This window comes from Streptomyces sp. NPDC007856, from assembly GCF_042868225.1.
In the GTDB taxonomy this organism is placed as follows: Bacteria; Actinomycetota; Actinomycetes; order Streptomycetales; family Streptomycetaceae; genus Streptomyces.
In genome coordinates, this window is the sequence record NZ_JBIAEC010000001.1 from 179295 (window position 1) to 198784 (window position 19490).

Annotated in this window: 33 protein-coding genes; 23 read left to right on the forward strand and 10 right to left on the reverse strand. The window is 67.5% G+C overall.

From position 1 onward, the window contains the following. Positions 1-93 precede the first annotated feature (93 nt). From ACFYOH_RS00890 to ACFYOH_RS00905, 4 genes are all read right to left on the reverse strand, one after another. A complete protein-coding gene (locus ACFYOH_RS00890) occupies positions 94-351 on the reverse strand; it encodes a hypothetical protein (protein WP_388619593.1) in 258 nt (85 codons plus the stop codon). Further along, complete coding sequence (locus ACFYOH_RS00895; RefSeq protein ID WP_388619596.1) at positions 348-695, reverse strand: hypothetical protein; 348 nt, start codon at positions 693-695, stop codon at positions 348-350. Before ACFYOH_RS00895 ends, ACFYOH_RS00890 begins: the two co-directional genes overlap by 4 nt. Positions 696-909: 214 nt before the next feature. Next, positions 910-1230, reverse strand: a complete 321-nt coding sequence (locus ACFYOH_RS00900) for a hypothetical protein (RefSeq protein ID WP_388619599.1) — start codon at positions 1228-1230, stop codon at positions 910-912. A gap of 198 nt (positions 1231-1428) precedes the next feature. Continuing rightward, on the reverse strand, positions 1429-1929 hold the full coding sequence (locus tag ACFYOH_RS00905) for an ATP-binding protein (protein WP_388619601.1): 501 nt from the start codon (positions 1927-1929) through the stop codon (positions 1429-1431). Between the two features lie 137 nt (positions 1930-2066). Between ACFYOH_RS00905 and ACFYOH_RS00910 the strand changes: the two genes are divergently transcribed. Continuing rightward, a complete protein-coding gene (locus tag ACFYOH_RS00910; protein ID WP_388621018.1) occupies positions 2067-2912 on the forward strand; it encodes a Scr1 family TA system antitoxin-like transcriptional regulator in 846 nt (281 codons plus the stop codon). Continuing rightward, the gene (locus ACFYOH_RS00915; RefSeq protein WP_388619603.1) at positions 2909-3097 is read left to right on the forward strand and encodes a DUF397 domain-containing protein; all 189 of its coding nucleotides are present in this window, start codon (positions 2909-2911) and stop codon (positions 3095-3097) included. The genes ACFYOH_RS00910 and ACFYOH_RS00915 overlap by 4 nt, the downstream gene beginning before the upstream one ends. Here the strand turns inward: ACFYOH_RS00915 and ACFYOH_RS00920 are convergent. From ACFYOH_RS00920 to ACFYOH_RS00945, 6 genes are all read right to left on the reverse strand, one after another. Beyond that, the gene (locus ACFYOH_RS00920) at positions 3075-4307 is read right to left on the reverse strand and encodes an MFS transporter (protein WP_388619606.1); all 1233 of its coding nucleotides are present in this window, start codon (positions 4305-4307) and stop codon (positions 3075-3077) included. The two genes, ACFYOH_RS00915 and ACFYOH_RS00920, sit on opposite strands and share 23 nt — an antisense overlap. A gap of 105 nt (positions 4308-4412) precedes the next feature. Continuing rightward, on the reverse strand, positions 4413-5711 hold the full coding sequence (locus tag ACFYOH_RS00925) for a YrhB domain-containing protein (RefSeq protein ID WP_388619608.1): 1299 nt from the start codon (positions 5709-5711) through the stop codon (positions 4413-4415). Next, positions 5708-6013: a YrhB domain-containing protein gene (locus ACFYOH_RS00930; protein WP_388619611.1), complete on the reverse strand. Its 306-nt coding sequence runs from the start codon at positions 6011-6013 to the stop codon at positions 5708-5710. Before ACFYOH_RS00930 ends, ACFYOH_RS00925 begins: the two co-directional genes overlap by 4 nt. Then, the gene (locus ACFYOH_RS00935; RefSeq protein ID WP_388619614.1) at positions 6014-7738 is read right to left on the reverse strand and encodes a putative T7SS-secreted protein; all 1725 of its coding nucleotides are present in this window, start codon (positions 7736-7738) and stop codon (positions 6014-6016) included. Beyond that, entirely contained in the window at positions 7738-8400 is a 663-nt protein-coding gene (locus ACFYOH_RS00940) for a hypothetical protein (protein ID WP_388619617.1), read from the reverse strand. Before ACFYOH_RS00940 ends, ACFYOH_RS00935 begins: the two co-directional genes overlap by 1 nt. Continuing rightward, positions 8397-9002 (reverse strand): hypothetical protein, encoded by a 606-nt coding sequence (locus ACFYOH_RS00945; protein ID WP_388619619.1) that lies wholly within the window; start codon positions 9000-9002, stop codon positions 8397-8399. The genes ACFYOH_RS00940 and ACFYOH_RS00945 overlap by 4 nt, the downstream gene beginning before the upstream one ends. A gap of 534 nt (positions 9003-9536) precedes the next feature. Between ACFYOH_RS00945 and rpsJ the strand changes: the two genes are divergently transcribed. The 21 genes from rpsJ to rplO all read left to right on the forward strand — a co-directional run bounded on the left by rpsJ (position 9537) and on the right by rplO (position 19299). Beyond that, positions 9537-9845 (forward strand): 30S ribosomal protein S10, encoded by a 309-nt coding sequence (gene rpsJ / locus ACFYOH_RS00950; RefSeq protein WP_003948644.1) that lies wholly within the window; start codon positions 9537-9539, stop codon positions 9843-9845. 16 nt (positions 9846-9861) lie between these two features. Further along, positions 9862-10506: a 50S ribosomal protein L3 gene (rplC, locus tag ACFYOH_RS00955; RefSeq protein ID WP_014674369.1), complete on the forward strand. Its 645-nt coding sequence runs from the start codon at positions 9862-9864 to the stop codon at positions 10504-10506. Between the two features lie 8 nt (positions 10507-10514). Continuing rightward, complete coding sequence (gene rplD / locus ACFYOH_RS00960; RefSeq protein ID WP_103812795.1) at positions 10515-11168, forward strand: 50S ribosomal protein L4; 654 nt, start codon at positions 10515-10517, stop codon at positions 11166-11168. Then, positions 11168-11587 carry a 50S ribosomal protein L23 gene (gene rplW, locus ACFYOH_RS00965; protein ID WP_103812796.1) on the forward strand — a complete coding sequence of 140 codons (420 nt, stop codon included), beginning with the start codon at positions 11168-11170 and terminating at the stop codon, positions 11585-11587. The genes rplD and rplW overlap by 1 nt, the downstream gene beginning before the upstream one ends. A 38-nt stretch (positions 11588-11625) precedes the next feature. Next, positions 11626-12462 carry a 50S ribosomal protein L2 gene (gene rplB / locus ACFYOH_RS00970; protein WP_070026315.1) on the forward strand — a complete coding sequence of 279 codons (837 nt, stop codon included), beginning with the start codon at positions 11626-11628 and terminating at the stop codon, positions 12460-12462. Between the two features lie 12 nt (positions 12463-12474). Further along, positions 12475-12756 carry a 30S ribosomal protein S19 gene (rpsS, locus tag ACFYOH_RS00975; RefSeq protein WP_009190133.1) on the forward strand — a complete coding sequence of 94 codons (282 nt, stop codon included), beginning with the start codon at positions 12475-12477 and terminating at the stop codon, positions 12754-12756. 45 nt (positions 12757-12801) lie between these two features. Further along, positions 12802-13149 (forward strand): 50S ribosomal protein L22, encoded by a 348-nt coding sequence (rplV, locus tag ACFYOH_RS00980; RefSeq protein ID WP_351143382.1) that lies wholly within the window; start codon positions 12802-12804, stop codon positions 13147-13149. Next, positions 13149-13967 carry a 30S ribosomal protein S3 gene (gene rpsC, locus ACFYOH_RS00985; protein WP_055706471.1) on the forward strand — a complete coding sequence of 273 codons (819 nt, stop codon included), beginning with the start codon at positions 13149-13151 and terminating at the stop codon, positions 13965-13967. Before rplV ends, rpsC begins: the two co-directional genes overlap by 1 nt. 5 nt (positions 13968-13972) lie before the next feature. Beyond that, positions 13973-14392, forward strand: a complete 420-nt coding sequence (rplP, locus tag ACFYOH_RS00990; RefSeq protein WP_030967307.1) for a 50S ribosomal protein L16 — start codon at positions 13973-13975, stop codon at positions 14390-14392. Then, a complete protein-coding gene (gene rpmC / locus ACFYOH_RS00995; protein WP_007494763.1) occupies positions 14392-14616 on the forward strand; it encodes a 50S ribosomal protein L29 in 225 nt (74 codons plus the stop codon). The genes rplP and rpmC overlap by 1 nt, the downstream gene beginning before the upstream one ends. Continuing rightward, the gene (gene rpsQ, locus ACFYOH_RS01000) at positions 14616-14903 is read left to right on the forward strand and encodes a 30S ribosomal protein S17 (RefSeq protein WP_055706472.1); all 288 of its coding nucleotides are present in this window, start codon (positions 14616-14618) and stop codon (positions 14901-14903) included. Before rpmC ends, rpsQ begins: the two co-directional genes overlap by 1 nt. Before the next feature lie 100 nt (positions 14904-15003). Further along, positions 15004-15372, forward strand: a complete 369-nt coding sequence (gene rplN, locus ACFYOH_RS01005; RefSeq protein WP_003998823.1) for a 50S ribosomal protein L14 — start codon at positions 15004-15006, stop codon at positions 15370-15372. Between the two features lie 2 nt (positions 15373-15374). Beyond that, positions 15375-15698 carry a 50S ribosomal protein L24 gene (gene rplX, locus ACFYOH_RS01010; protein ID WP_388619626.1) on the forward strand — a complete coding sequence of 108 codons (324 nt, stop codon included), beginning with the start codon at positions 15375-15377 and terminating at the stop codon, positions 15696-15698. Then, positions 15698-16255 carry a 50S ribosomal protein L5 gene (gene rplE / locus ACFYOH_RS01015; RefSeq protein WP_061920719.1) on the forward strand — a complete coding sequence of 186 codons (558 nt, stop codon included), beginning with the start codon at positions 15698-15700 and terminating at the stop codon, positions 16253-16255. The genes rplX and rplE overlap by 1 nt, the downstream gene beginning before the upstream one ends. Before the next feature lie 5 nt (positions 16256-16260). After that, positions 16261-16446: a type Z 30S ribosomal protein S14 gene (locus ACFYOH_RS01020; protein WP_003948630.1), complete on the forward strand. Its 186-nt coding sequence runs from the start codon at positions 16261-16263 to the stop codon at positions 16444-16446. 213 nt (positions 16447-16659) lie between these two features. Then, a complete protein-coding gene (rpsH, locus tag ACFYOH_RS01025) occupies positions 16660-17058 on the forward strand; it encodes a 30S ribosomal protein S8 (RefSeq protein ID WP_004984520.1) in 399 nt (132 codons plus the stop codon). Positions 17059-17082: 24 nt separating this feature from the next. Further along, complete coding sequence (rplF, locus tag ACFYOH_RS01030; RefSeq protein WP_388619630.1) at positions 17083-17622, forward strand: 50S ribosomal protein L6; 540 nt, start codon at positions 17083-17085, stop codon at positions 17620-17622. A 3-nt stretch (positions 17623-17625) separates the two neighbouring features. Further along, positions 17626-18009, forward strand: coding sequence for a 50S ribosomal protein L18 (gene rplR / locus ACFYOH_RS01035; protein WP_030641198.1), 384 nt, complete (start codon positions 17626-17628; stop codon positions 18007-18009). A 41-nt stretch (positions 18010-18050) separates the two neighbouring features. After that, on the forward strand, positions 18051-18656 hold the full coding sequence (gene rpsE / locus ACFYOH_RS01040) for a 30S ribosomal protein S5 (protein WP_009190144.1): 606 nt from the start codon (positions 18051-18053) through the stop codon (positions 18654-18656). A gap of 2 nt (positions 18657-18658) precedes the next feature. Further along, on the forward strand, positions 18659-18841 hold the full coding sequence (rpmD, locus tag ACFYOH_RS01045; protein WP_003998814.1) for a 50S ribosomal protein L30: 183 nt from the start codon (positions 18659-18661) through the stop codon (positions 18839-18841). Between the two features lie 2 nt (positions 18842-18843). Further along, on the forward strand, positions 18844-19299 hold the full coding sequence (gene rplO / locus ACFYOH_RS01050) for a 50S ribosomal protein L15 (RefSeq protein ID WP_030745257.1): 456 nt from the start codon (positions 18844-18846) through the stop codon (positions 19297-19299). Positions 19300-19490: the final 191 nt, after the last annotated feature.

The following is a 19490-nucleotide window of genomic DNA, read 5'->3' on the forward strand; positions in this document are numbered from 1 at the left end:
GCGAGCGGAACCCCTGCTTCATGAGCAGGGGTTCCTTTGTTTTCGGCTTGGCTGCGCGAACGGCCTCTTCAACGAGAGCGGCCCGATGTCGGCTCACCGGCCCAGGTAGGTGATTTGTAGGACGTAGACGCGCTCGCTGCGTACGACGATCTGATACGTGAACATCCCGCCGGGAACGACGACGTCTCCGCCCTTCGAGTCGTGACCGGCGTGGGCTCGGCCGTGCACGTACAGCGCCTCAGCGGCTCTGACCAGCTCTGCGGCCTTGTGTTCCACCTCGGTGAGGAAGGCGGGTGGGAGGTGACGGGCGGCTGCCTCCGCTGCGAAGGCGTACTCCCAGGTCCAGCTCAATCGCGTACTGCCTTCATCGCCTCGTCCAGGACAGCGCTCAGCTCCCGCAGGGCCGCACCGGCGACGGCCGGGTCTTCATGTTCCAGGTCGTTTCTGGCTCGGGCATGGCGGGCGGCGAGGTCCGGGCGGCGGGCGATCTCGATGTCCCTGGCCCAGGCCAGGACCCAGCTCCGCACCGGGCTGAGTGACTGCCACTCCACGGCCTTGGCGAATGCCTCGTCCTTCGTCCGCTGCATCTCTGGCAGGCGCCCGGGGTCGACGACGGCGAGGGCGGCCCGCAAAGCGTCCGGAGTCTGTTCGGGGCGGGGAACCAGCTCGTGTCCGTGGTCGGCCTGCGGGCTCATGGAGTCCTCCCGGGAGTGCACTGGCCAGGGTAGTCGTCCGGGACGACTGTGGTACGGGAGCGCGGACATGCTGTGCTGTCTTCCTGGTCAGTGGGTGGGGGAATGGCTGGGGCCGGAGCCGGGCCGGGAGTCTGTGGGGCTTTCGGCCGTGGCACGGCAGTCCCGGCAGAGATCTCCGGGCTCGGGGCGGGGATGCGGGGCGTTCGCGGTGCAGTTAGCCGTGGGTCTCCAGCTCGCGCAGGGCGGCGGCGATACGGGTGGCCCCCTCGGGGAAGCGGGCGGCGAGGGTCTTGATGTCGACGCGGGCGCCGGGCGACAGCGACTGGATGTGCACACCGAGCCCGATGGCGAGCCCGGACAGCTCCGGGTGCTGAGCCAGATGGTTGCCGATCACTGTGAGGCGGGTGGTGTGGCGGGTGTGCTCGTGGATGAGCCCGCCGGCGTGCGGCGTGGACGGGGGACGCCGGTTCGAGTGCTTGGTGGCCGCAATGCCGGACCGGGCCGGTGACGGCGCGCTAGGGTGCCGGGAATCCATCAGGAAGAGTGACCTTCCTCGGTGGTCAGGCCCTCGCACTGGGATGCCAGCCCCGGCGAGGGCCGTCGCATGTCTGGGTTGTGTGGCGCCGAGCGTAAGGCAGGCAACGGGCTGCAAATCCACCCGAGTTGGCGATGTTCACCCACGCGGGTGAGTTTGCGCCGTGGGTGGGTGGGGTGGGGCTTGGTGGGGTCCTTTTCACCTCGTTCTTCTTCTCTGGGAAAGGCCGCCCGTGGCACCAGGGCACGAGGCCTCGGGTTCCGGTGTGGGGAGGGTGACCTCGGCCCATACGGTCTTGCGCGGAGCCCGGCCCATCGAGACGCCCCAGCGGTCGGCCAGCGCGTCCACGAGAACCAGCCCCCGGCCCGAGTCACCCTCCGCGGACGGGGATTGGAGCCTGGGCAGGCGGTCACCGCGTGTGTCGGTCACCTCGATGCGGAGCGTGTCTCCGACGACGTAGAGCGTGAGCCGGAAGTTCCGTCCCGGCACCCTGCCGTGGGTCGCGGCGTTGGCCGCAAGCTCGGCCACGATGTGCTGCGCCGCGTCCAACGGAAGTCCCCAGCTGCGGAGTTGCTCGGTGGCCAGAAGGCGCGCGAGGCGGGCACCGCGACGCGTGGGGGACAGGAGGACCGTGAAGTTCGGGATGGGGCTGGTGAGTTCGGTTCTGGGCTCGGCGGTTTCTGCGGTTTCTTGATTCATGTCACTCAGCGTGGCCGAGTGTGCTTCCGTCAATGAGTGACAACGCCTGCACGTACGGTGACTGTCCCGGCTTTGTCTCGGCTGTCTCGGCTGTCTCGCGCGTTGTACGAGTAGTGGTGCGCGTCGGAGGAGGTGTCATGGGCGACGGTGTGGACGAGGCGGGCTGGGACATCGAGCCGGGGGACGAGATCGAGCCGGTGGTGCAGGCGGTGGGGCGCCTGCTGAGGGTGTGTCGGGAGGCGGCCGGGATGAGCGTGTCCGAACTGGCCGAGGCCCTGGGTTATGGCGAGGACATGGTCCGCAAGATCGAGCGCGGGGCGCGGATTCCTCAGCCGGAGACCCTGGACAAGGCGGACCGGATCCTGAAGGCGCAGGGGCACCTCCGGGCGTTCATGGAGGACATGCGGAAGGCTCGGTATCCGAAGAAGGTGCGGGAGCTGGCGGAGTTGGAGGGGCGGGCGGTGGAGATGTTGCTGTACGGAAGCCACAACATCCATGGCTTGTTGCAGACCGAGGAGTACACGCGCACGATCTTCGAGATGAGGCAACCAGCGCTCGCCGCAGACGTCGTGGAGCGGGAGACCGCCGCTCGCATGGCTCGAAAGGCCGTCTTCGAACGCGAGCCTGCTCCCACGCTCAGTTTTGTCCAGGAACAGGTGACTCTGGAGCGTCCCTACGGTGGAAAGATGGTGCTACGCCGACAGCTCGAACACCTCTTGGAGGTGACGCAGTTGCGGAACGTCACGCTCCAGGTCATGCCTACCGATCGTGAGGAGCACGCGGGAGCGGCGGGCCCGATCCAGGTGCTGAAGTTTGCCGACGGCACAGCGATCGGACGCTCTGAGGATGCGTTCAACGGCCGTCCGGTCTCACATCCCAAAGACCTCCGGATCCTTGAACTGCGCTATGGCATGATCCGGGCGCAGGCTCTCACGCCGAGGGAGTCGCAGGCCTTCATCGAGCGAGCACTGGGGAGACTATGAGCGCCGCGCAACTCCACTGGTTCAAGAGCAGCTACAGCGACAGCAACGAACCCGGCTCCTGCCTCGAAGTCGCCCCCACCCCCACCACCATCCACATCCGCGACTCCAAGAACGCCGAAGGCCCCCGGCTCGCCGTCACCCCCACCACCTGGACCGCCTTCGTCACGTACGCCGCCGAAGGCTGAGGACCCATACCACCAGGCCCAGGCCCAGCAGCGCGGCTCCCGTCGCCGGGACCGCCGCCCACCCGCCGTACCGGTACGCGGTGACGCCGAGGGCGGAGCCCGCCGCGCCGCCGAGGTAGTACGAGGTCATGTAGACGGACGCGATCCGGGCCCGGGGGTGGTGCGGGAGGTCGTAGACGACGCTCATGTTGAGCAGGTGGACGGCATGGACCACGGCGTCCATCACCAGGGCCCCCGCCACCAGCCAGGCCAGGCTGCGGCCGCCCGGCCAAGTCGCCGCGAACGCGATCACGCCCAGGACGAGCAGCACACCAGTGGCCACAGCCTGGCGGCCGGTGTCGATCAGTCGGCCGGTCGCCTTGGCGGCGATCGCGCCCGCCGCGCCGACCAGCGCGAACAGTCCGATCGAGGACGAGCCCCAGCCGTAGTGCGGGCCCGCCAGCAGGAACGCCGAGGTCACCCAGAAGACGCTGAACGCCGCGAAGCAGCACGCTCCGATCAGCGAGCGGCGGCGCAGCACCGGCTCGGCGGCGGCGAGCCGGAGGGTGGCGGCGAGTTGGGCGCCGTAGCCGATGGACACGTCAGGTGGGGACGGTGGCAGCAGCCGTACGAGAAGCAGGGCCACTGCCGCCAGTGTCCCGGCCGCGACCAGGAACACCGTCCGCCAGCCGAACGCGCCGCCGACCAGCCCGGCCGCCGTGCGGGAGAACAGGATGCCGAGCAGAACGCCGGTGAGCAGGGTGCCCATCGCCCGGCCGCGCTGGTCGGCGGGCACGACGGAGGCGGCGTACGGGATGAGGATCTGCACGACGACCGCCCCGGCGCCCACTGCCAGGCCGCCGGTCAGCAGCACCCACAGCGCGGGGGCCGCCCCCGAGAGGAGCATTCCGGCACCGGCCGTACCGAGCAGGATCCCGACCAGGCGGCGGCGCGCCACGATGTCGCCGAGCGGCACGATCAGCAGCAGGCCCAGGGTGTAACCGGCCTGGGTGGTGGTGACCAGCGGTCCGGTCGCGGACGGGGAGGCGCCGTACGAGGCGGCGATCCGGGGGAGCAGGGGCTGGCAGTAGTAGAGGCAGGCGGCGATCAGGCCACAGGCGGTCGCGAGGAGGCCGATCAGATGGGGGTGTGGTGGGGCAGGTGCCGCGGTCCCGTCCGGCATGTACTGCCGGTCGCGGTCCGTCTTATCGGTCGGGGCGGGAACCGTCATGACAGGAACGCTAGGCAGCTGCCCCGCTCACCCCAAGATCCAATCCCGCTCTCCGCGACTGTCCCAATCGGCTCTGCCGTGAACTCGGCCGAGGGATCAGTGGGATCAGCGGTAGCGGATCACATGCAGACGATGGACCCCTGTCGGATCGAAGGACACCGGCTCGTCCGACGAACCGTCGATGACCATGACGCCGTCCTCCAGGCGCACCGCATTCACCAGCCAGCCCACGGCCTCGCGGCCGCGGCCGTCCGTGCGGCGGACCCAGACCAGGGCGCGGGCACCGACCGGCAGCGCCGAGAGCGCGTCCAGCGTCGTCTGCCAGTCCGGATGCTCCGACACGGACAACACCTGGCCGAGCTGGGCGAGCGTCGGCTCGTACCATGCCGCATGCCCTGGAGCGGGCGGTGTGGGCAGGTTCGCCGTGCCCGGATCCTCGCCGGCGTCCCAGCGGGCCAGCCAGGCCCAGGGGGCCGAGTTCGGAAGGCCGAAGGGCGCGGTGTCGTCCTTCGGTACGACGACCGTGGCGTCGAGCATGGCGTCCTGCCACTGTCCGGCACCCAGGAAGCGCCTGCTGTTGCACGAGAACACCCAGCCGCGCTGCGTCTCGTCCTGCGCGGTCGGCCTGTCCAGGTCCACCTGTCCCCGGTAGGCGTCGTCGAGCCAGAGCCGGGCCTTGGCGACCGCCGAGGCGAAGTCGGGTGCCGATTGCTGCCAGGGAGCACGCCGACTCGCGGACGCCCCGGGCAACGCCCGGAGGAAGACCAGTTCGCGCAGCAGTGGGGCCGTGTCCAGCCGAGCCAGCGATGAAGTCAGGCCATCCAGGAGGACGACCTGGCCCTTGTTGTTGTGCGCGTACAGCAGGTTCCCGGTGGCCTCCTGGCCGCCGATCTCGCGACGCACCCAGATCACCCCACGGGTGTCGGGTCCCGGCTCACCTACCGCCTTGATCACGTCATCCCAGTCACTCACGTCGACGCGCTCGAATGCTGGGAAGTAGCGGCGCCCGAGCCGGGCCCACCAGCCTGGGGCCTCATCGGAGGGGCGCCAGGGCAGGGGAACGGACGGCGCGCCACTGATCGCGGAGTGGAGGGCGATCACACAGCCGCGTGCGTTGATCCTGCGCGGCTGGCCCTCGACGCGTTGTGCCGCTTCCTGTGGTAGCGCGGGCTCCAGATCCGCGAACGGGGAACTCGGCGCAGGGTGGAACAGGGAGCCGCCGTCCTTTGGGACGATGACAGAGGACGCGAGCATCGGGGTGCTGGGGTAACCGGGCTGCGCCAGGGCATGGCAGGCGAACATCCAGGCGGTGGCAGTCTCATGCACGGGCTGGGGAGCGGAGAGTTCGACGAGCCCTCCGTAGGTGCCGTTCAGCCACGTGGCCGCTCGCTGTGCAGCGCTCATCGCGGGAACTCCCTAGGCGGCCAGTCGCCGGAAGCCCGTCGGCTCATGTAGTCGTCCACGGGAATGATGCTCGGCGGAAAGTGGGCCTTTCCCCCATCGTGCGGAACGACAACGACACTGGTGATGGGGGACTGCAGCCAGTCCTGGGTCTCGATGTGCTCTTTGAAGTCGAAGTGAATCAGCCAGCCGTAGGGGTGGTCGACGCTTTTCTCCGGAAACAGGACGATGGAGTCCACCTTCTCGGGATACACCGTCTTGAGAAGTGCAGCGGCGGAATCCACCGCGTCGTTTCGGCTGATCATTTATGGAGTCCCCTTGCCGTACGGTACGTGCATGATTTCCTTCGCGTCTTTCTCCAGTAGGCCCAGCGTTCCGCTTTGACCGTCAAGGAAAACCACTCCGTGTGGCGTGTTCACTGCATTGAAGAAATGCCCGGAATCTCCTCGACCGATGAAGACAGCACTCCTGGCACCCTCGCCTCGCGCGTGGAGGTCGCGGATGATGTCATCGTAACTGTCCACCTTGTGCCAAGCGGTCGCCGGATCCTTGACTCCGAGGGGCTCGAGCGGGAGGTGGCCAGGGCCCTCCCTACGCGCCGCGCTGGCCTCGATGCCGTCCAATCGGTGGTTCACTGTGACCGTGGTGTGCGCACAGTTCTGGGTGTACCCGTCCTCCCAGCGGTTATTGATGTCCTTCAACCACGGGTACTGATCGTCAAGGAATTCCTGGGCGACCTTCGGGTCCACTGAGTCGTAGTGAATCGCCTTTTCCGATACGTGGTCCGTGGACTGCGCCAAATGACTCCACTTGCTGCCTGCGGCGGCATCCTCGCCCGCGTGTTCCAGGCCCCCCTTGGCCATGTTCGCGGCCGTGACCTCCGCGCCGTCCTCCACGGCCGTGCGCAGCCCACCGGCCGCGAGGCCGGCGCCGTCCGTGCCGACCAACTGCGGGAGCAGCCGGCCCACGAACTCGGAAGGGTCCTTCTCGAAGCCGTCCACGGCTGCCTTGAGCGCCCGTTCGGGATGCGCCGCCGTCGACACCAGGCCGGAGAGCGTCATGGAGACGCCCTGCAGGTACTCGGCCGGGTGGGTCAGGTTGTACGGGTCCATCGGGTCGAGGCCGCGTACGAAGTTGACCAGGCCGGCAGCGCCCTTGACCACGCCGCCGGCGACGTGCAGCAGCTCCGTGTTGGCGGCTTGCGCGCCGTCCATGAAGTCGTCGCCGAGGCGGTCCAGCGGCGGCGGCTCGGCGGGGGCATGGGCCAAGGCCGCCTTGATCCTGCCGGTGGCGGTGGCGGCGGCGGTGTTGCGCTGTTTGCGTGCTTCGCCGAGCTTCTGCCGGGCCGCCTCGATGTCGGCCTTGCCGGGGTCGTGGAACGGCTCGGGCTCGGGGCCCGGGTCCTCGTTCGCCTTGATCTTCGCGTTGTAGGCGTCGATGCGCTTGTTGTACGCGCTGATGGACGACTCGGAGGACTCCTTGCCACGCTTGTACAGCGCGATGGCCTCCTTGGCCTGAGTCTGCGCCCACTTCACGGTCTCCGCGTAGGCCGTCAGCGCGTCCGAGGCGTCCCCGCAGGCGTCGGCCGCCTGCAGCCACTTCGCGGGGTGCACGCCGAACTTCTTGCGGAAGGCATCGCCACCCTCGCCCTTCCAGCCCGTGGAGTCCACCCTCTTCAGACCGGCGCCGACCTTCTCGAAGGCGGTGAAGAAGTCCTTCAGGTGCTTGGCGGTCGCCACGATCCTGCCGTGGTCGCCGTGGACCAGGTCCTTGGGGTCGTCACTCTCGCCCAGTTGCTGCTCACCAGGGGTGGCGCCGAGGTCGGAGGCGATCTCGTCGCCCCAGTCCTCCACTTTCCGGGCCGCGCCGTGATAGCCGGCCGCGTCGAGGCCTTCGCCGATCTTGTGAGCGCCGTAGTCGATGCCGGCGCCGACCACCTTCTTGGTGTCGTCGGCAAGCTTCTCGCCTTTGCCGAGGGCCCAGTTGGCGCCGTCTTCCAGGCCGTGACCGATGTCCCCCAGGACGCCCATCAGCCTTCACTCCCGCCCTGCTGCATGCGGGCCCGCTCCTCGGGCGAGGGGCCGAAGGTGTCGTCGAGGAACTTGTTGTACTGCGAGTCCGACACGCCGAAGGCGCCGTGCATGTCCGCAGGGTTGATTCCCGGCATGCCGGTGATGTGGGACGTCATCACGTCCCGGCCGGCGTCCTTCCAGCCCTGGAGACTGTTGTCGTAGGCCCGCTCGAAGGACTGCTTGCTGTAGTCGGGGTGCAGGTCCTGGGTGGCGATCTCTCCCCAGCCCTCCTTGGTGACCTCGTCCTCCGACGCGTGCGGATTGCCGATCAGCGAGTTCAGCCCGATCTTCATCGTGCCTCCGACGTACTGGTCGGTCTCGTAGTACGTCCCGGCCGACATGCCCGTCTTCACGGCCAGGGCGTTGCCTTCGTTGATCAGTGAGCGCACGCCCCACTCCCAGCGCTCGCAGAACGAGTGGAAGGTGCCCGTGAGGGTCTCGTCGCCCAGTTCGAGGCCGGACAGTTCCAGTTGGCTGAAGCCCCGCCCGGCTCCCGCCATGCCGACCATGCCGAGATCCTTCAGCTCGCCCAGGGCCAGGGTGAGCCCCTGCGCGATCTCGTCAAGGCCGCCGGTCGCGAGGTCCGCTCCGCCTGCCTGCGCTCCCGCGCCCCCGTTCATCGCTCCTCCTCCGTCGGGCCGGTCATGGCCCCGTCACCCACGTATCCCTTGTTGACCGCGTACGCGTCCGGAACGATCCCTGAGACCGGCGGGAACAGCCCCGCACGTTCCCCGCCGTCGGCCGCGTCCAGCGCGACACCGCAGGGCACCCCCGCCTGCGGGACGGCTGTGTCGAGAAGCCGGGCCCCGAGCACCGTCTCGTACGTCCACTCCTCGTCGCCCTCGCCCCGGGCCAGCGCGTAGCGTGCGAGCGCCGGCTCGTCGGAGAACGCCAGGATCCAGCGGACCCCGCCGAAATCAACGGTCAGCCAGCCCTGGTCCTGGACGGGCACCAGTACGGCCGTGTCCCGGAACGTCGCGAGCTCCTCGGTGAACCGGCTCCGCCGGGCGTCGGCCTCTGCCTGGGCAGTCTCGGGCGGGACGGGCGGCGGTGCGGCCTCGTCCTGCCTGGCGTGTGCCGGGTGGGCCGATGCCCCGGCAGTCGTCCGCGTGGCGGAGGCCGGTGGGGAACCCTGGTGCTGTGCGGGACCGGCCATGTCCGCGTATTCGGCAAGACGTGAGCGTCGAACCGGCGCCTGCTCGCCGTCCCCCAAGTCAGTCATACGACAAACGCTGACACAGGAATGATCTCCGTTGCCAGCCGCACCTCACGGCAGTGGCGCGCATCCCGAAGGTGTCCACAAGACCTTCACACCCCGCCCCGCCCGGTCCGGCGGTTTGACCTACGTCACCCCGGGGGTATTCTCTCCGGTCCGATTGGCATCCACCCCGCCCCATATGGCAGACTGTCCGAGTTGCTCGGTCGAGTGTTGATGCTGCGCGCCTCCCGCCGGGAGGACCGGAAGCGAGTCCCACAGTACTCGTCGTCCTAACTGCCCACGGGCAGCACTGGGGCGGACGTACGGGAATCTTCCGGGAAGTGTGGGCGCGGCACCGGCCAGGCGCCCGGTGGGCCCGAGGTCCCCGGTCCGCGGTTCCGGAAGGGCCGTGCGCATTCCCGCAGGGATGTTCGAACAAGGGACATCCATGTCAGCGGGAGCGCGACACGCCCGACCGCGTGGGTCGGAGAAACGACGGCAGCAGTAAGGAATCCGCCGGGTTCCAGAGCGTAAGAGAGACAGGACTACTGAGTAGCCATGGCGGGACAGAAGATCCGCATCCGGCTCAAGGCCTACGACCACGAGGTCATCGACTCCTCGGCGAAGAAGATCGTCGAGACGGTGACCCGCACTGGTGCGTCGGTCGCGGGCCCGGTGCCGCTGCCCACTGAGAAGAACGTGTACTGCGTCATCAAGTCGCCGCACAAGTACAAGGACTCGCGCGAGCACTTCGAGATGCGCACGCACAAGCGCCTGATCGACATTCTCGACCCGACCCCCAAGACCGTTGACTCTCTGATGCGACTCGACCTGCCGGCCGGTGTCGACATCGAGATCAAGCTCTGAGGCTGGTGGGCTGAGAATGGCTAAGCAGATCAAGGGCATCCTGGGCGAGAAGCTCGGCATGACGCAGGTGTGGGACGAGAACAACCGTGTTGTTCCGGTCACCGTCGTCAAGGCCGGCCCCAACGTCGTCACCCAGGTTCGTACGAACGACGTCGACGGCTACGAGTCGGTCCAGATCGCCTTCGGCGAGATCGACCCGCGCAAGGTGAACAAGCCCCTCAAGGGCCACTTCGCCAAGGCCGACGTCACCCCCCGTCGTCACCTCGTCGAGATCCGCACCGCGGACGCCTCCGAGTACACGCTCGGCCAGGAGATCACCGCTGAGGTGTTCGAGGCCGGTGTGAAGGTCGACGTGACCGGCAAGAGCAAGGGCAAGGGCTTCGCCGGTGTCATGAAGCGCCACAACTTCCGTGGCCTCGGCGCCGGACACGGCACCCAGCGCAAGCACCGCTCTCCCGGTTCCATCGGTGGCTGCGCCACCCCGGGCCGCGTGTTCAAGGGCCTCCGCATGGCGGGTCGCATGGGCAACGAGCGGGTCACCACCCAGAACCTGACCGTCCACGCCGTTGACGCGGAGAAGGGTCTGCTGCTCATCAAGGGCGCGGTTCCCGGTCCGAACGGCGGCCTCGTCCTGGTCCGCACCGCGGCCAAGGGGGCCTGAGGTAACCGATGAGCACTGTTGACATCCTTTCGCCGGCGGGCGAGAAGGCCGGTTCCGTCGAGCTCCCCGCGGAGATCTTCGACGCCAAGGTCAGCGTTCCGCTGATCCACCAGGTCGTCGTCGCGCAGCTGGCCGCTGCCCGTCAGGGCACGCACAAGACCAAGACCCGTGGCGAAGTCCGTGGTGGTGGCAAGAAGCCGTACCGCCAGAAGGGCACCGGTCGCGCCCGCCAGGGTTCGACCCGCGCGCCGCAGTTCGCCGGTGGTGGCGTCGTGCACGGTCCCGTGCCGCGCGACTACTCGCAGCGCACCCCGAAGAAGATGAAGGCCGCCGCCCTGCGCGGTGCCCTCACCGACCGGGCGCGTCACAACCGCATCCACGTCGTCTCCGGCGTGGTCGAGGGCGAGACCCCCAGCACCAAGGCCGCCAAGTCGCTGTTCGGCAAGATCTCGGAGCGCAAGAACCTGCTCCTGGTCGTCGACCGCGCCGACGAGGCCGCGTGGCTGTCCGCCCGCAACCTGCCCCAGGTCCACATCCTGGAGCCGGGCCAGCTGAACACGTACGACGTTCTCGTCTCGGACGACGTGGTCTTCACCCAGGCCGCTTTCGAGTCCTTCGTCGCCGGCCCGAAGGCCAACGACACCGAAGGGAGCGAGGTCTGATGGCCATCCGTCACCCCGCTATCGCCTCGAAGGCCGCCAAGGCCGCCAAGGCCGCGCGCGTCGCCAAGGCGCGCCGTCACGCCGCCGAGGGCAAGAACACCGTCGAGACCCCGCTGAGCAAGTCGTACACGGACCCCCGTGACGTCCTGCTGAAGCCGGTCGTCTCGGAGAAGAGCTACGCGCTCCTCGACGAGAACAAGTACACGTTCATCGTCGACCCGAACGCCAACAAGACCCAGATCAAGCAGGCCGTCCAGGCGGTCTTCGACGTCAAGGTCACCGGGGTCAACACGATCAACCGCCAGGGCAAGCGCAAGCGGACCCGCACCGGCTTCGGCCAGCGCGCGGGCACCAAGCGCGCGATCGTGACCCTCGCCGAGGGCGACCGTATCGACATCTTCGGCGGTCCGACCGCGTAAGCGGGTCGGATCGTCCGATATCGGACGAGGACTGAGAAATGGGAATCCGCAAGTACAAGCCGACTACGCCGGGCCGTCGTGGCGCCAGCGTTGCCGACTTCGTCGAGGTCACGCGGTCCACGCCGGAGAAGTCGCTGGTCCGCCCCCTGCACAGCAAGGGCGGCCGTAACAACGCCGGTCGTGTGACCGTTCGCCACCAGGGTGGCGGACACAAGCGCGCCTACCGCGTGATCGACTTCCGTCGTCACGACAAGGACGGCGTGCCGGCGAAGGTCGCGCACATCGAGTACGACCCCAACCGCACCGCGCGCATCGCGCTCCTGCACTACGCGGACGGCGAGAAGCGCTACATCCTCGCGCCGCGTGGCCTCAGCCAGGGCGACCGCGTCGAGAACGGTCCCGGGGCCGACATCAAGCCGGGCAACAACCTCGCCCTGCGCAACATCCCGGTCGGTACGACCCTGCACGCCATCGAGCTGCGTCCGGGCGGCGGCGCCAAGTTCGCCCGCTCGGCCGGTGCCTCCGTGCAGCTGCTCGCGAAGGAGGGCTCCATGGCCCACCTGCGCATGCCGTCCGGTGAGATCCGCCTGGTCGACGTCCGCTGCCGCGCCACCGTCGGCGAGGTCGGCAACGCCGAGCAGAGCAACATCAACTGGGGTAAGGCCGGCCGTAAGCGGTGGCTGGGCGTCCGCCCGACCGTCCGTGGTGTCGTGATGAACCCGGTTGACCACCCGCACGGTGGTGGTGAGGGCCGGACCTCCGGTGGTCGCCACCCTGTGTCCCCGTGGGGCAAGAAGGAAGGCCGTACTCGTTCGCCCAAGAAGGCGTCGAACAAGTACATCGTCCGCCGCCGCAAGACGAACAAGAAGCGCTAAGGACGGGTTGAGATGCCTCGTAGCTTGAAGAAGGGACCCTTCGTCGACGACCACCTGATCAAGAAGGTGGACGTCCAGAACGAAGCCGGTACCAAGAACGTCATCAAGACCTGGTCCCGTCGCTCGATGATCGTCCCGGCCATGCTCGGCCACACGATCGCGGTGCACAACGGCAAGACCCACATCCCGGTGTTCGTCACCGAGTCGATGGTCGGCCACAAGCTCGGCGAGTTCTCGCCGACCCGCACCTTCCGGGGCCACGTCAAGGAAGACCGGAAGTCGAAGCGCCGCTAGTAGCGGATCGCATTCAGACACGTAAGTAACTCTGAAGGGACAACCATGGAAGCCAGGGCCCAGGCGCGGTACATCCGCGTCACGCCCATGAAGGCCCGCCGTGTGGTGGACCTCATCCGTGGCATGGATGCCACGGAGGCCCAGGCTGTTCTGCGATTCGCTCCGCAGGCAGCCTCGGTACCGGTCGGCAAGGTGCTCGACAGCGCCATTGCCAACGCCGCGCACAACTACGACCACACCGATGTCGACAGCCTCTTCGTTTCCGAGGCCTTCGTCGACGAGGGCCCGACCCTGAAGCGGTTCCGTCCGCGTGCCCAGGGCCGTGCCTACCGGATCCGCAAGCGGACCAGCCACATCACCGTGGTCGTCAGCAGCAAGGAAGGAACCCGGTAATGGGCCAGAAGGTTAACCCGCATGGGTTCCGGCTCGGTGTCACCACGGACTTCAAGTCCCGGTGGTACGCCGACAAGCTGTACAAGGACTACGTCAAGGAAGACGTCGCCATCCGTCGGATGATGACGTCCGGCATGGAGCGCGCCGGTATCTCGAAGGTGGAGATCGAGCGCACCCGTGACCGCGTCCGTGTGGACATCCACACCGCTCGCCCGGGCATCGTCATCGGCCGCCGCGGCGCCGAGGCCGACCGCATCCGCGGTGACCTGGAGAAGCTGACCGGCAAGCAGGTCCAGCTGAACATCCTCGAGGTCAAGAACCCGGAGACGGACGCTCAGCTGGTGGCCCAGGCCGTCGCCGAGCAGCTGTCCTCCCGCGTCTCCTTCCGCCGTGCCATGCGTAAGAGCATGCAGTCGGCGATGAAGGCCGGCGCCAAGGGCATCAAGATCCAGTGCGGTGGCCGTCTCGGCGGCGCCGAGATGTCCCGCTCGGAGTTCTACCGCGAGGGCCGTGTGCCCCTGCACACGCTCCGCGCGAACGTGGACTACGGCTTCTTCGAGGCCAAGACGACCTTCGGCCGCATCGGTGTGAAGGTCTGGATCTACAAGGGCGACGTCAAGAACATCGCCGAGGTCCGCGCCGAGAACGCTGCCGCCCGTGCGGGTAACCGCCCGGCCCGCGGTGGCGCCGACCGCCCGGCCCGTGGTGGCCGCGGTGGCGAGCGGCGCGGTCGCAAGCCGCAGCAGGCTGCCGGCGCCGAGGCCCCCAAGGCCGAGGCCCCCGCCGCTCCGGCTGAGAGCACCGGAACGGAGGCCTGACCGACATGCTGATCCCCCGTAGGGTCAAGCACCGCAAGCAGCACCACCCGAAGCGCAGCGGCGCTGCCAAGGGTGGCACGACGGTTGCGTTCGGCGAGTACGGCATCCAGGCGCTCACCCCGGCGTATGTGACGAACCGTCAGATCGAGGCCGCTCGTATCGCCATGACGCGTCACATCAAGCGTGGTGGCAAGGTCTGGATCAACATCTACCCGGACCGTCCCCTCACCAAGAAGCCTGCCGAGACCCGCATGGGTTCCGGTAAGGGTTCTCCGGAGTGGTGGATCGCCAACGTCAAGCCCGGACGCGTGATGTTCGAGCTGTCGTACCCCAACGAGAAGATCGCCCGTGAGGCGCTGACCCGTGCGGCCCACAAGCTGCCGATGAAGTGCCGGATCGTCAAGCGCGAGGCAGGTGAAGCGTGATGTCGGCCGGTACCAAGGCGTCCGAGCTGCGCGAGCTGGGCAACGAGGAGCTTCTGGCGAAGCTCCGCGAGGCCAAGGAAGAGCTGTTCAACCTCCGCTTCCAGGCGGCGACGGGTCAGCTCGAGAACCATGGCCGTCTCAAGGCGGTCCGCAAGGACATCGCCCGGATCTACACCCTCATGCGTGAGCGTGAGCTCGGCATCGAGACGGTGGAGAACGCCTGATGAGCGAGAAGAACGTGACTGAGCAGAACACCGAGGCGCGCGGTTTCCGCAAGACCCGTGAGGGTCTCGTCGTCAGCGACAAGATGGACAAGACCGTCGTCGTCGCCGTCGAGGACCGCGTCAAGCACGCGCTGTACGGCAAGGTCATCCGCCGTACCAACAAGCTCAAGGCGCACGACGAGCAGAACGCCGCGGGCGTCGGCGACCGCGTCCTCCTCATGGAGACCCGGCCGCTGTCCGCGACGAAGCGCTGGCGCGTCGTCGAGATCCTCGAGAAGGCCAAGTAATTCCTGCGGGGCAAACCCGCAGGTCAGTTCCGCCAGGCTCGGCAGGGGCTCTCGTAACTGAAGCCCCTGCCGGGAACCGGCAGACAAACAGGAGATAGACGTGATCCAGCAGGAGTCGCGACTGCGTGTCGCCGACAACACTGGTGCGAAGGAGATCCTTTGCATCCGTGTGCTCGGTGGCTCCGGTCGCCGCTACGCGGGCATCGGTGACGTCATCGTCGCCACCGTCAAGGACGCGATCCCCGGTGGCAACGTGAAGAAGGGTGACGTCGTCAAGGCGGTCATCGTTCGCACCGTCAAGGAGCGCCGCCGTCCGGACGGCTCGTACATCCGCTTCGACGAGAACGCCGCCGTCATTCTGAAGAACGACGGCGACCCTCGCGGCACCCGCATCTTCGGCCCGGTCGGCCGTGAGCTGCGCGAGAAGAAGTTCATGAAGATCATCTCGCTCGCGCCGGAGGTGCTGTAAGCATGAAGATCAAGAAGGGCGACCTGGTCCAGGTCATCACCGGTAAGGACAAGGGCAAGCAGGGCAAGGTCATCGCGGCCTACCCCCGCGAGGACCGTGTCCTGGTCGAGGGTGTCAACCGGGTCAAGAAGCACACCAAGGCCGGCCCGACCGCTGGCGGTTCCCAGGCCGGCGGCATCGTGACCACCGAGGCGCCGATCCACGTCTCCAACGTCCAGCTGGTCGTGGAGAAGGACGGCAAGAAGGTCGTCACGCGTGTCGGCTACCGCTTCGACGAAGAGGGCAACAAGATCCGCGTTGCCAAGCGGACGGGTGAGGACATCTGATGGCTACCACCACCACTCCGCGTCTGAAGCAGAAGTACCGCGAGGAGATCGCGGGCAAGCTGCGTGACGAGTTCAAGTACGAGAACGTCATGCAGGTTCCCGGCCTCGTCAAGATCGTGGTCAACATGGGTGTCGGCGACGCCGCCCGTGACTCGAAGCTGATCGAGGGCGCGATCCGCGACCTGACCACCATCACCGGTCAGAAGCCGGCCGTCACCAAGGCCCGCAAGTCCATCGCGCAGTTCAAGCTGCGTGAGGGCCAGCCGATCGGTGCCCACGTCACGCTCCGTGGCGACCGCATGTGGGAGTTCCTGGACCGCACCCTGTCGCTCGCGCTGCCGCGCATCCGCGACTTCCGCGGCCTGTCCCCCAAGCAGTTCGACGGCCGTGGCAACTACACCTTCGGTCTCACGGAGCAGGTCATGTTCCACGAGATCGACCAGGACAAGATCGACCGTACCCGGGGCATGGACATCACCGTGGTCACCACGGCGACCAACGACGCTGAGGGCCGCGCGCTCCTTCGTCACCTCGGCTTCCCGTTCAAGGAGGCGTGAGCGAGATGGCGAAGAAGGCTCTGATTGCCAAGGCTGCTCGCAAGCCCAAGTTCGGTGTGCGTGGCTACACCCGCTGCCAGCGCTGCGGCCGTCCGCACTCCGTGTACCGCAAGTTCGGCCTCTGCCGCGTGTGCCTTCGTGAGATGGCTCACCGTGGCGAGCTGCCGGGCGTGACCAAGAGCTCCTGGTAGTCCCGGCAATTCGGGAACACCAAGGCTCTCGGTAAGTAGATAGGGCGGTCAGACGCCCAGCTCGCATGCCTTAGGCTTGTGGGGTTGGGCGTCTGTCGCCGCCCGTACGACTTACTACGCCGTAGGTCCACCGCGCCGCACCCGTCCCGTCTCGGATCGGGGAGAGGGATGGCGCACCAGGAAACCCCGGCGAGAGAGGCCGAAGGCCAATTCATGACCATGACTGATCCGATCGCAGACATGCTGACGCGTCTGCGGAACGCGAACTCGGCGTACCACGACTCCGTGGCGATGCCGCACTCGAAGATCAAGTCGCACATCGCGGAGATCCTCCAGCAGGAGGGCTTCATCACGGGCTGGAAGGTCGAGGACGCCGAGGTCGGCAAGAACCTCGTCCTGGAGCTGAAGTTCGGCCCCAACCGTGAGCGCTCCATCGCGGGCATCAAGCGGATCTCCAAGCCCGGTCTCCGGGTGTACGCGAAGTCCACCAACCTGCCGAAGGTGCTCGGCGGCCTGGGCGTGGCGATCATCTCCACGTCCCACGGGCTCCTCACCGACAAGCAGGCCGGCAAGAAGGGCGTGGGTGGGGAAGTCCTCGCCTACGTCTGGTAGCAGAAGGGAACGGAGGAAACAGCTATGTCGCGCATCGGCAAGCTCCCCATCGCGGTTCCCGCCGGCGTGGACGTCACCATCGACGGCCGTACGGTGTCGGTCAAGGGCCCCAAGGGCTCGCTGTCCCACACCGTCGCGGCTCCGATCGACATCGCTAAGGGCGAGGACGGCACCCTGTCGGTGACCCGCCCGAACGACGAGCGTCAGAGCAAGGCCCTGCACGGCCTCTCCCGCACGCTGGTGGCGAACATGATCACCGGCGTGACCCAGGGTTACGTGAAGAAGCTCGAGATCAGCGGTGTCGGTTACCGAGTGACCGCCAAGGGTTCGAACCTGGAGTTCGCTCTCGGTTACAGCCACCCGATCCTCGTCGAGGCCCCCGAGGGCATCACCTTCAAGGTGGAGTCCCCGACCCGTTTCTCGGTCGAGGGCATCGACAAGCAGAAGGTCGGCGAGGTTGCGGCCAACATCCGCAAGCTGCGCAAGCCCGACCCGTACAAGGCCAAGGGCGTCAAGTACGAGGGCGAAGTCATCCGCCGCAAGGTCGGAAAGGCGGGTAAGTAAGCCATGGCATACGGGCAGAAGATCCTCAAGGGCGACGCCTACAAGCGCGCCGCGATCAAGCGCCGTCACATCCGGATCCGCAAGCGGATCGCCGGTACGGCGGAGCGCCCCCGTCTGGTCGTGACCCGCTCCAACCGCCACATCGTGGCGCAGGTGATCGACGACCTGAAGGGTCACACCCTGGCGTCGGCGTCCACCCTGGACGCGTCGATCCGTGGTGGCGAGGCCGACAAGTCCGCGCAGGCCAAGCAGGTCGGCGCCCTGGTCGCCGAGCGTGCCAAGGCCGCCGGTGTCGAGGCCGTCGTGTTCGACCGTGGTGGTAACCAGTACGCCGGGCGCATCGCCGCCCTGGCGGACGCCGCCCGCGAGGCCGGGCTCAAGTTCTGAGCCGGTTCCGTAGCTAGCGGAAAAAGAGAGAGGTAATTCCAATGGCTGGACCCCAGCGCCGCGGTGGCGGTGCCGGTGGCGGCGAGCGGCGGGACCGGAAGGGCCGTGACGGCGGCGCTGCTGCCGCCGAGAAGACCGCGTACGTTGAGCGCGTTGTCGCGATCAACCGCGTCGCCAAGGTTGTGAAGGGTGGTCGTCGCTTCAGCTTCACCGCGCTGGTCGTGGTGGGCGACGGTGACGGCACCGTGGGTGTCGGATACGGCAAGGCCAAGGAGGTGCCGGCCGCCATCGCCAAGGGTGTTGAGGAGGCCAAGAAGCACTTCTTCAAGGTCCCCCGGATCCAGGGCACCATCCCGCACCCCATCCAGGGTGAGAAGGCTGCCGGCGTCGTGCTGCTCAAGCCCGCGTCCCCGGGTACCGGTGTTATCGCCGGTGGTCCGGTGCGTGCCGTGCTCGAGTGCGCCGGTATCCACGACGTGCTGTCGAAGTCGCTCGGCTCCGACAACGCCATCAACATCGTGCACGCGACCGTGGAGGCCCTGAAGGGTCTGCAGCGTCCCGAGGAGATCGCGGCCCGCCGTGGTCTGCCGCTCGAGGACGTCGCTCCCGCGGCTCTGCTCCGTGCGCGTGCCGGGGCGGGTGCGTAATCATGGCGCAGCTCAAGATCACGCAGGTCAAGTCCTACATCGGCAGCAAGCAGAACCACCGTGACACCCTGCGGTCGCTTGGTCTCAAGGGGATCAACACCGTGGTCGTCAAGGAGGACCGCCCCGAGTTCCGCGGCATGGTGCACACCGTCCGCCACCTCGTGACGGTCGAGGAGGTCGACTGATCATGGCGGAGCAGAACCCGCTGAAGATCCACAACCTCCGTCCCGCCCCGGGCGCCAAGACCGCCAAGACCCGTGTCGGTCGTGGTGAGGCGTCGAAGGGTAAGACGGCCGGTCGTGGTACCAAGGGCACCAAGGCCCGCTACCAGGTTCCGGAGCGCTTCGAGGGCGGCCAGATGCCGCTGCACATGCGCCTCCCGAAGCTGAAGGGCTTCAAGAACCCGTTCAAGACCGAGTACCAGGTCGTGAACCTCGACAAGCTGGCCGCGCTCTACCCCGAGGGTGGCGAGGTCACCGTCGAGGGTCTGGTGGCCAAGGGTGCCGTTCGCAAGAACAGCCTCGTCAAGGTCCTCGGCCAGGGCGAGGTCTCCGTGGCGCTGCAGGTGACGGTCGACGCCGTCTCCGGCTCCGCCAAGGAGAAGATCACCGCCGCCGGCGGTACGGTCACCGAGCTGGTCTGAGTTCCTCAGGTCCCTCGATGACGTGAACGATCCCGACCGGGGATACTCCACAAAAGGGGTATCCCCGGTCGGTCGTTCCAAGGGTGGTGCTCTCGCCGGTAAGGTGGCCAGCACTGCCTACTTTTTTCGGCTGCTCCCATGGGGCACCCTGAGCGGCAGTTGACCGTTAGCTATTCGTCTGTATCCGTCGA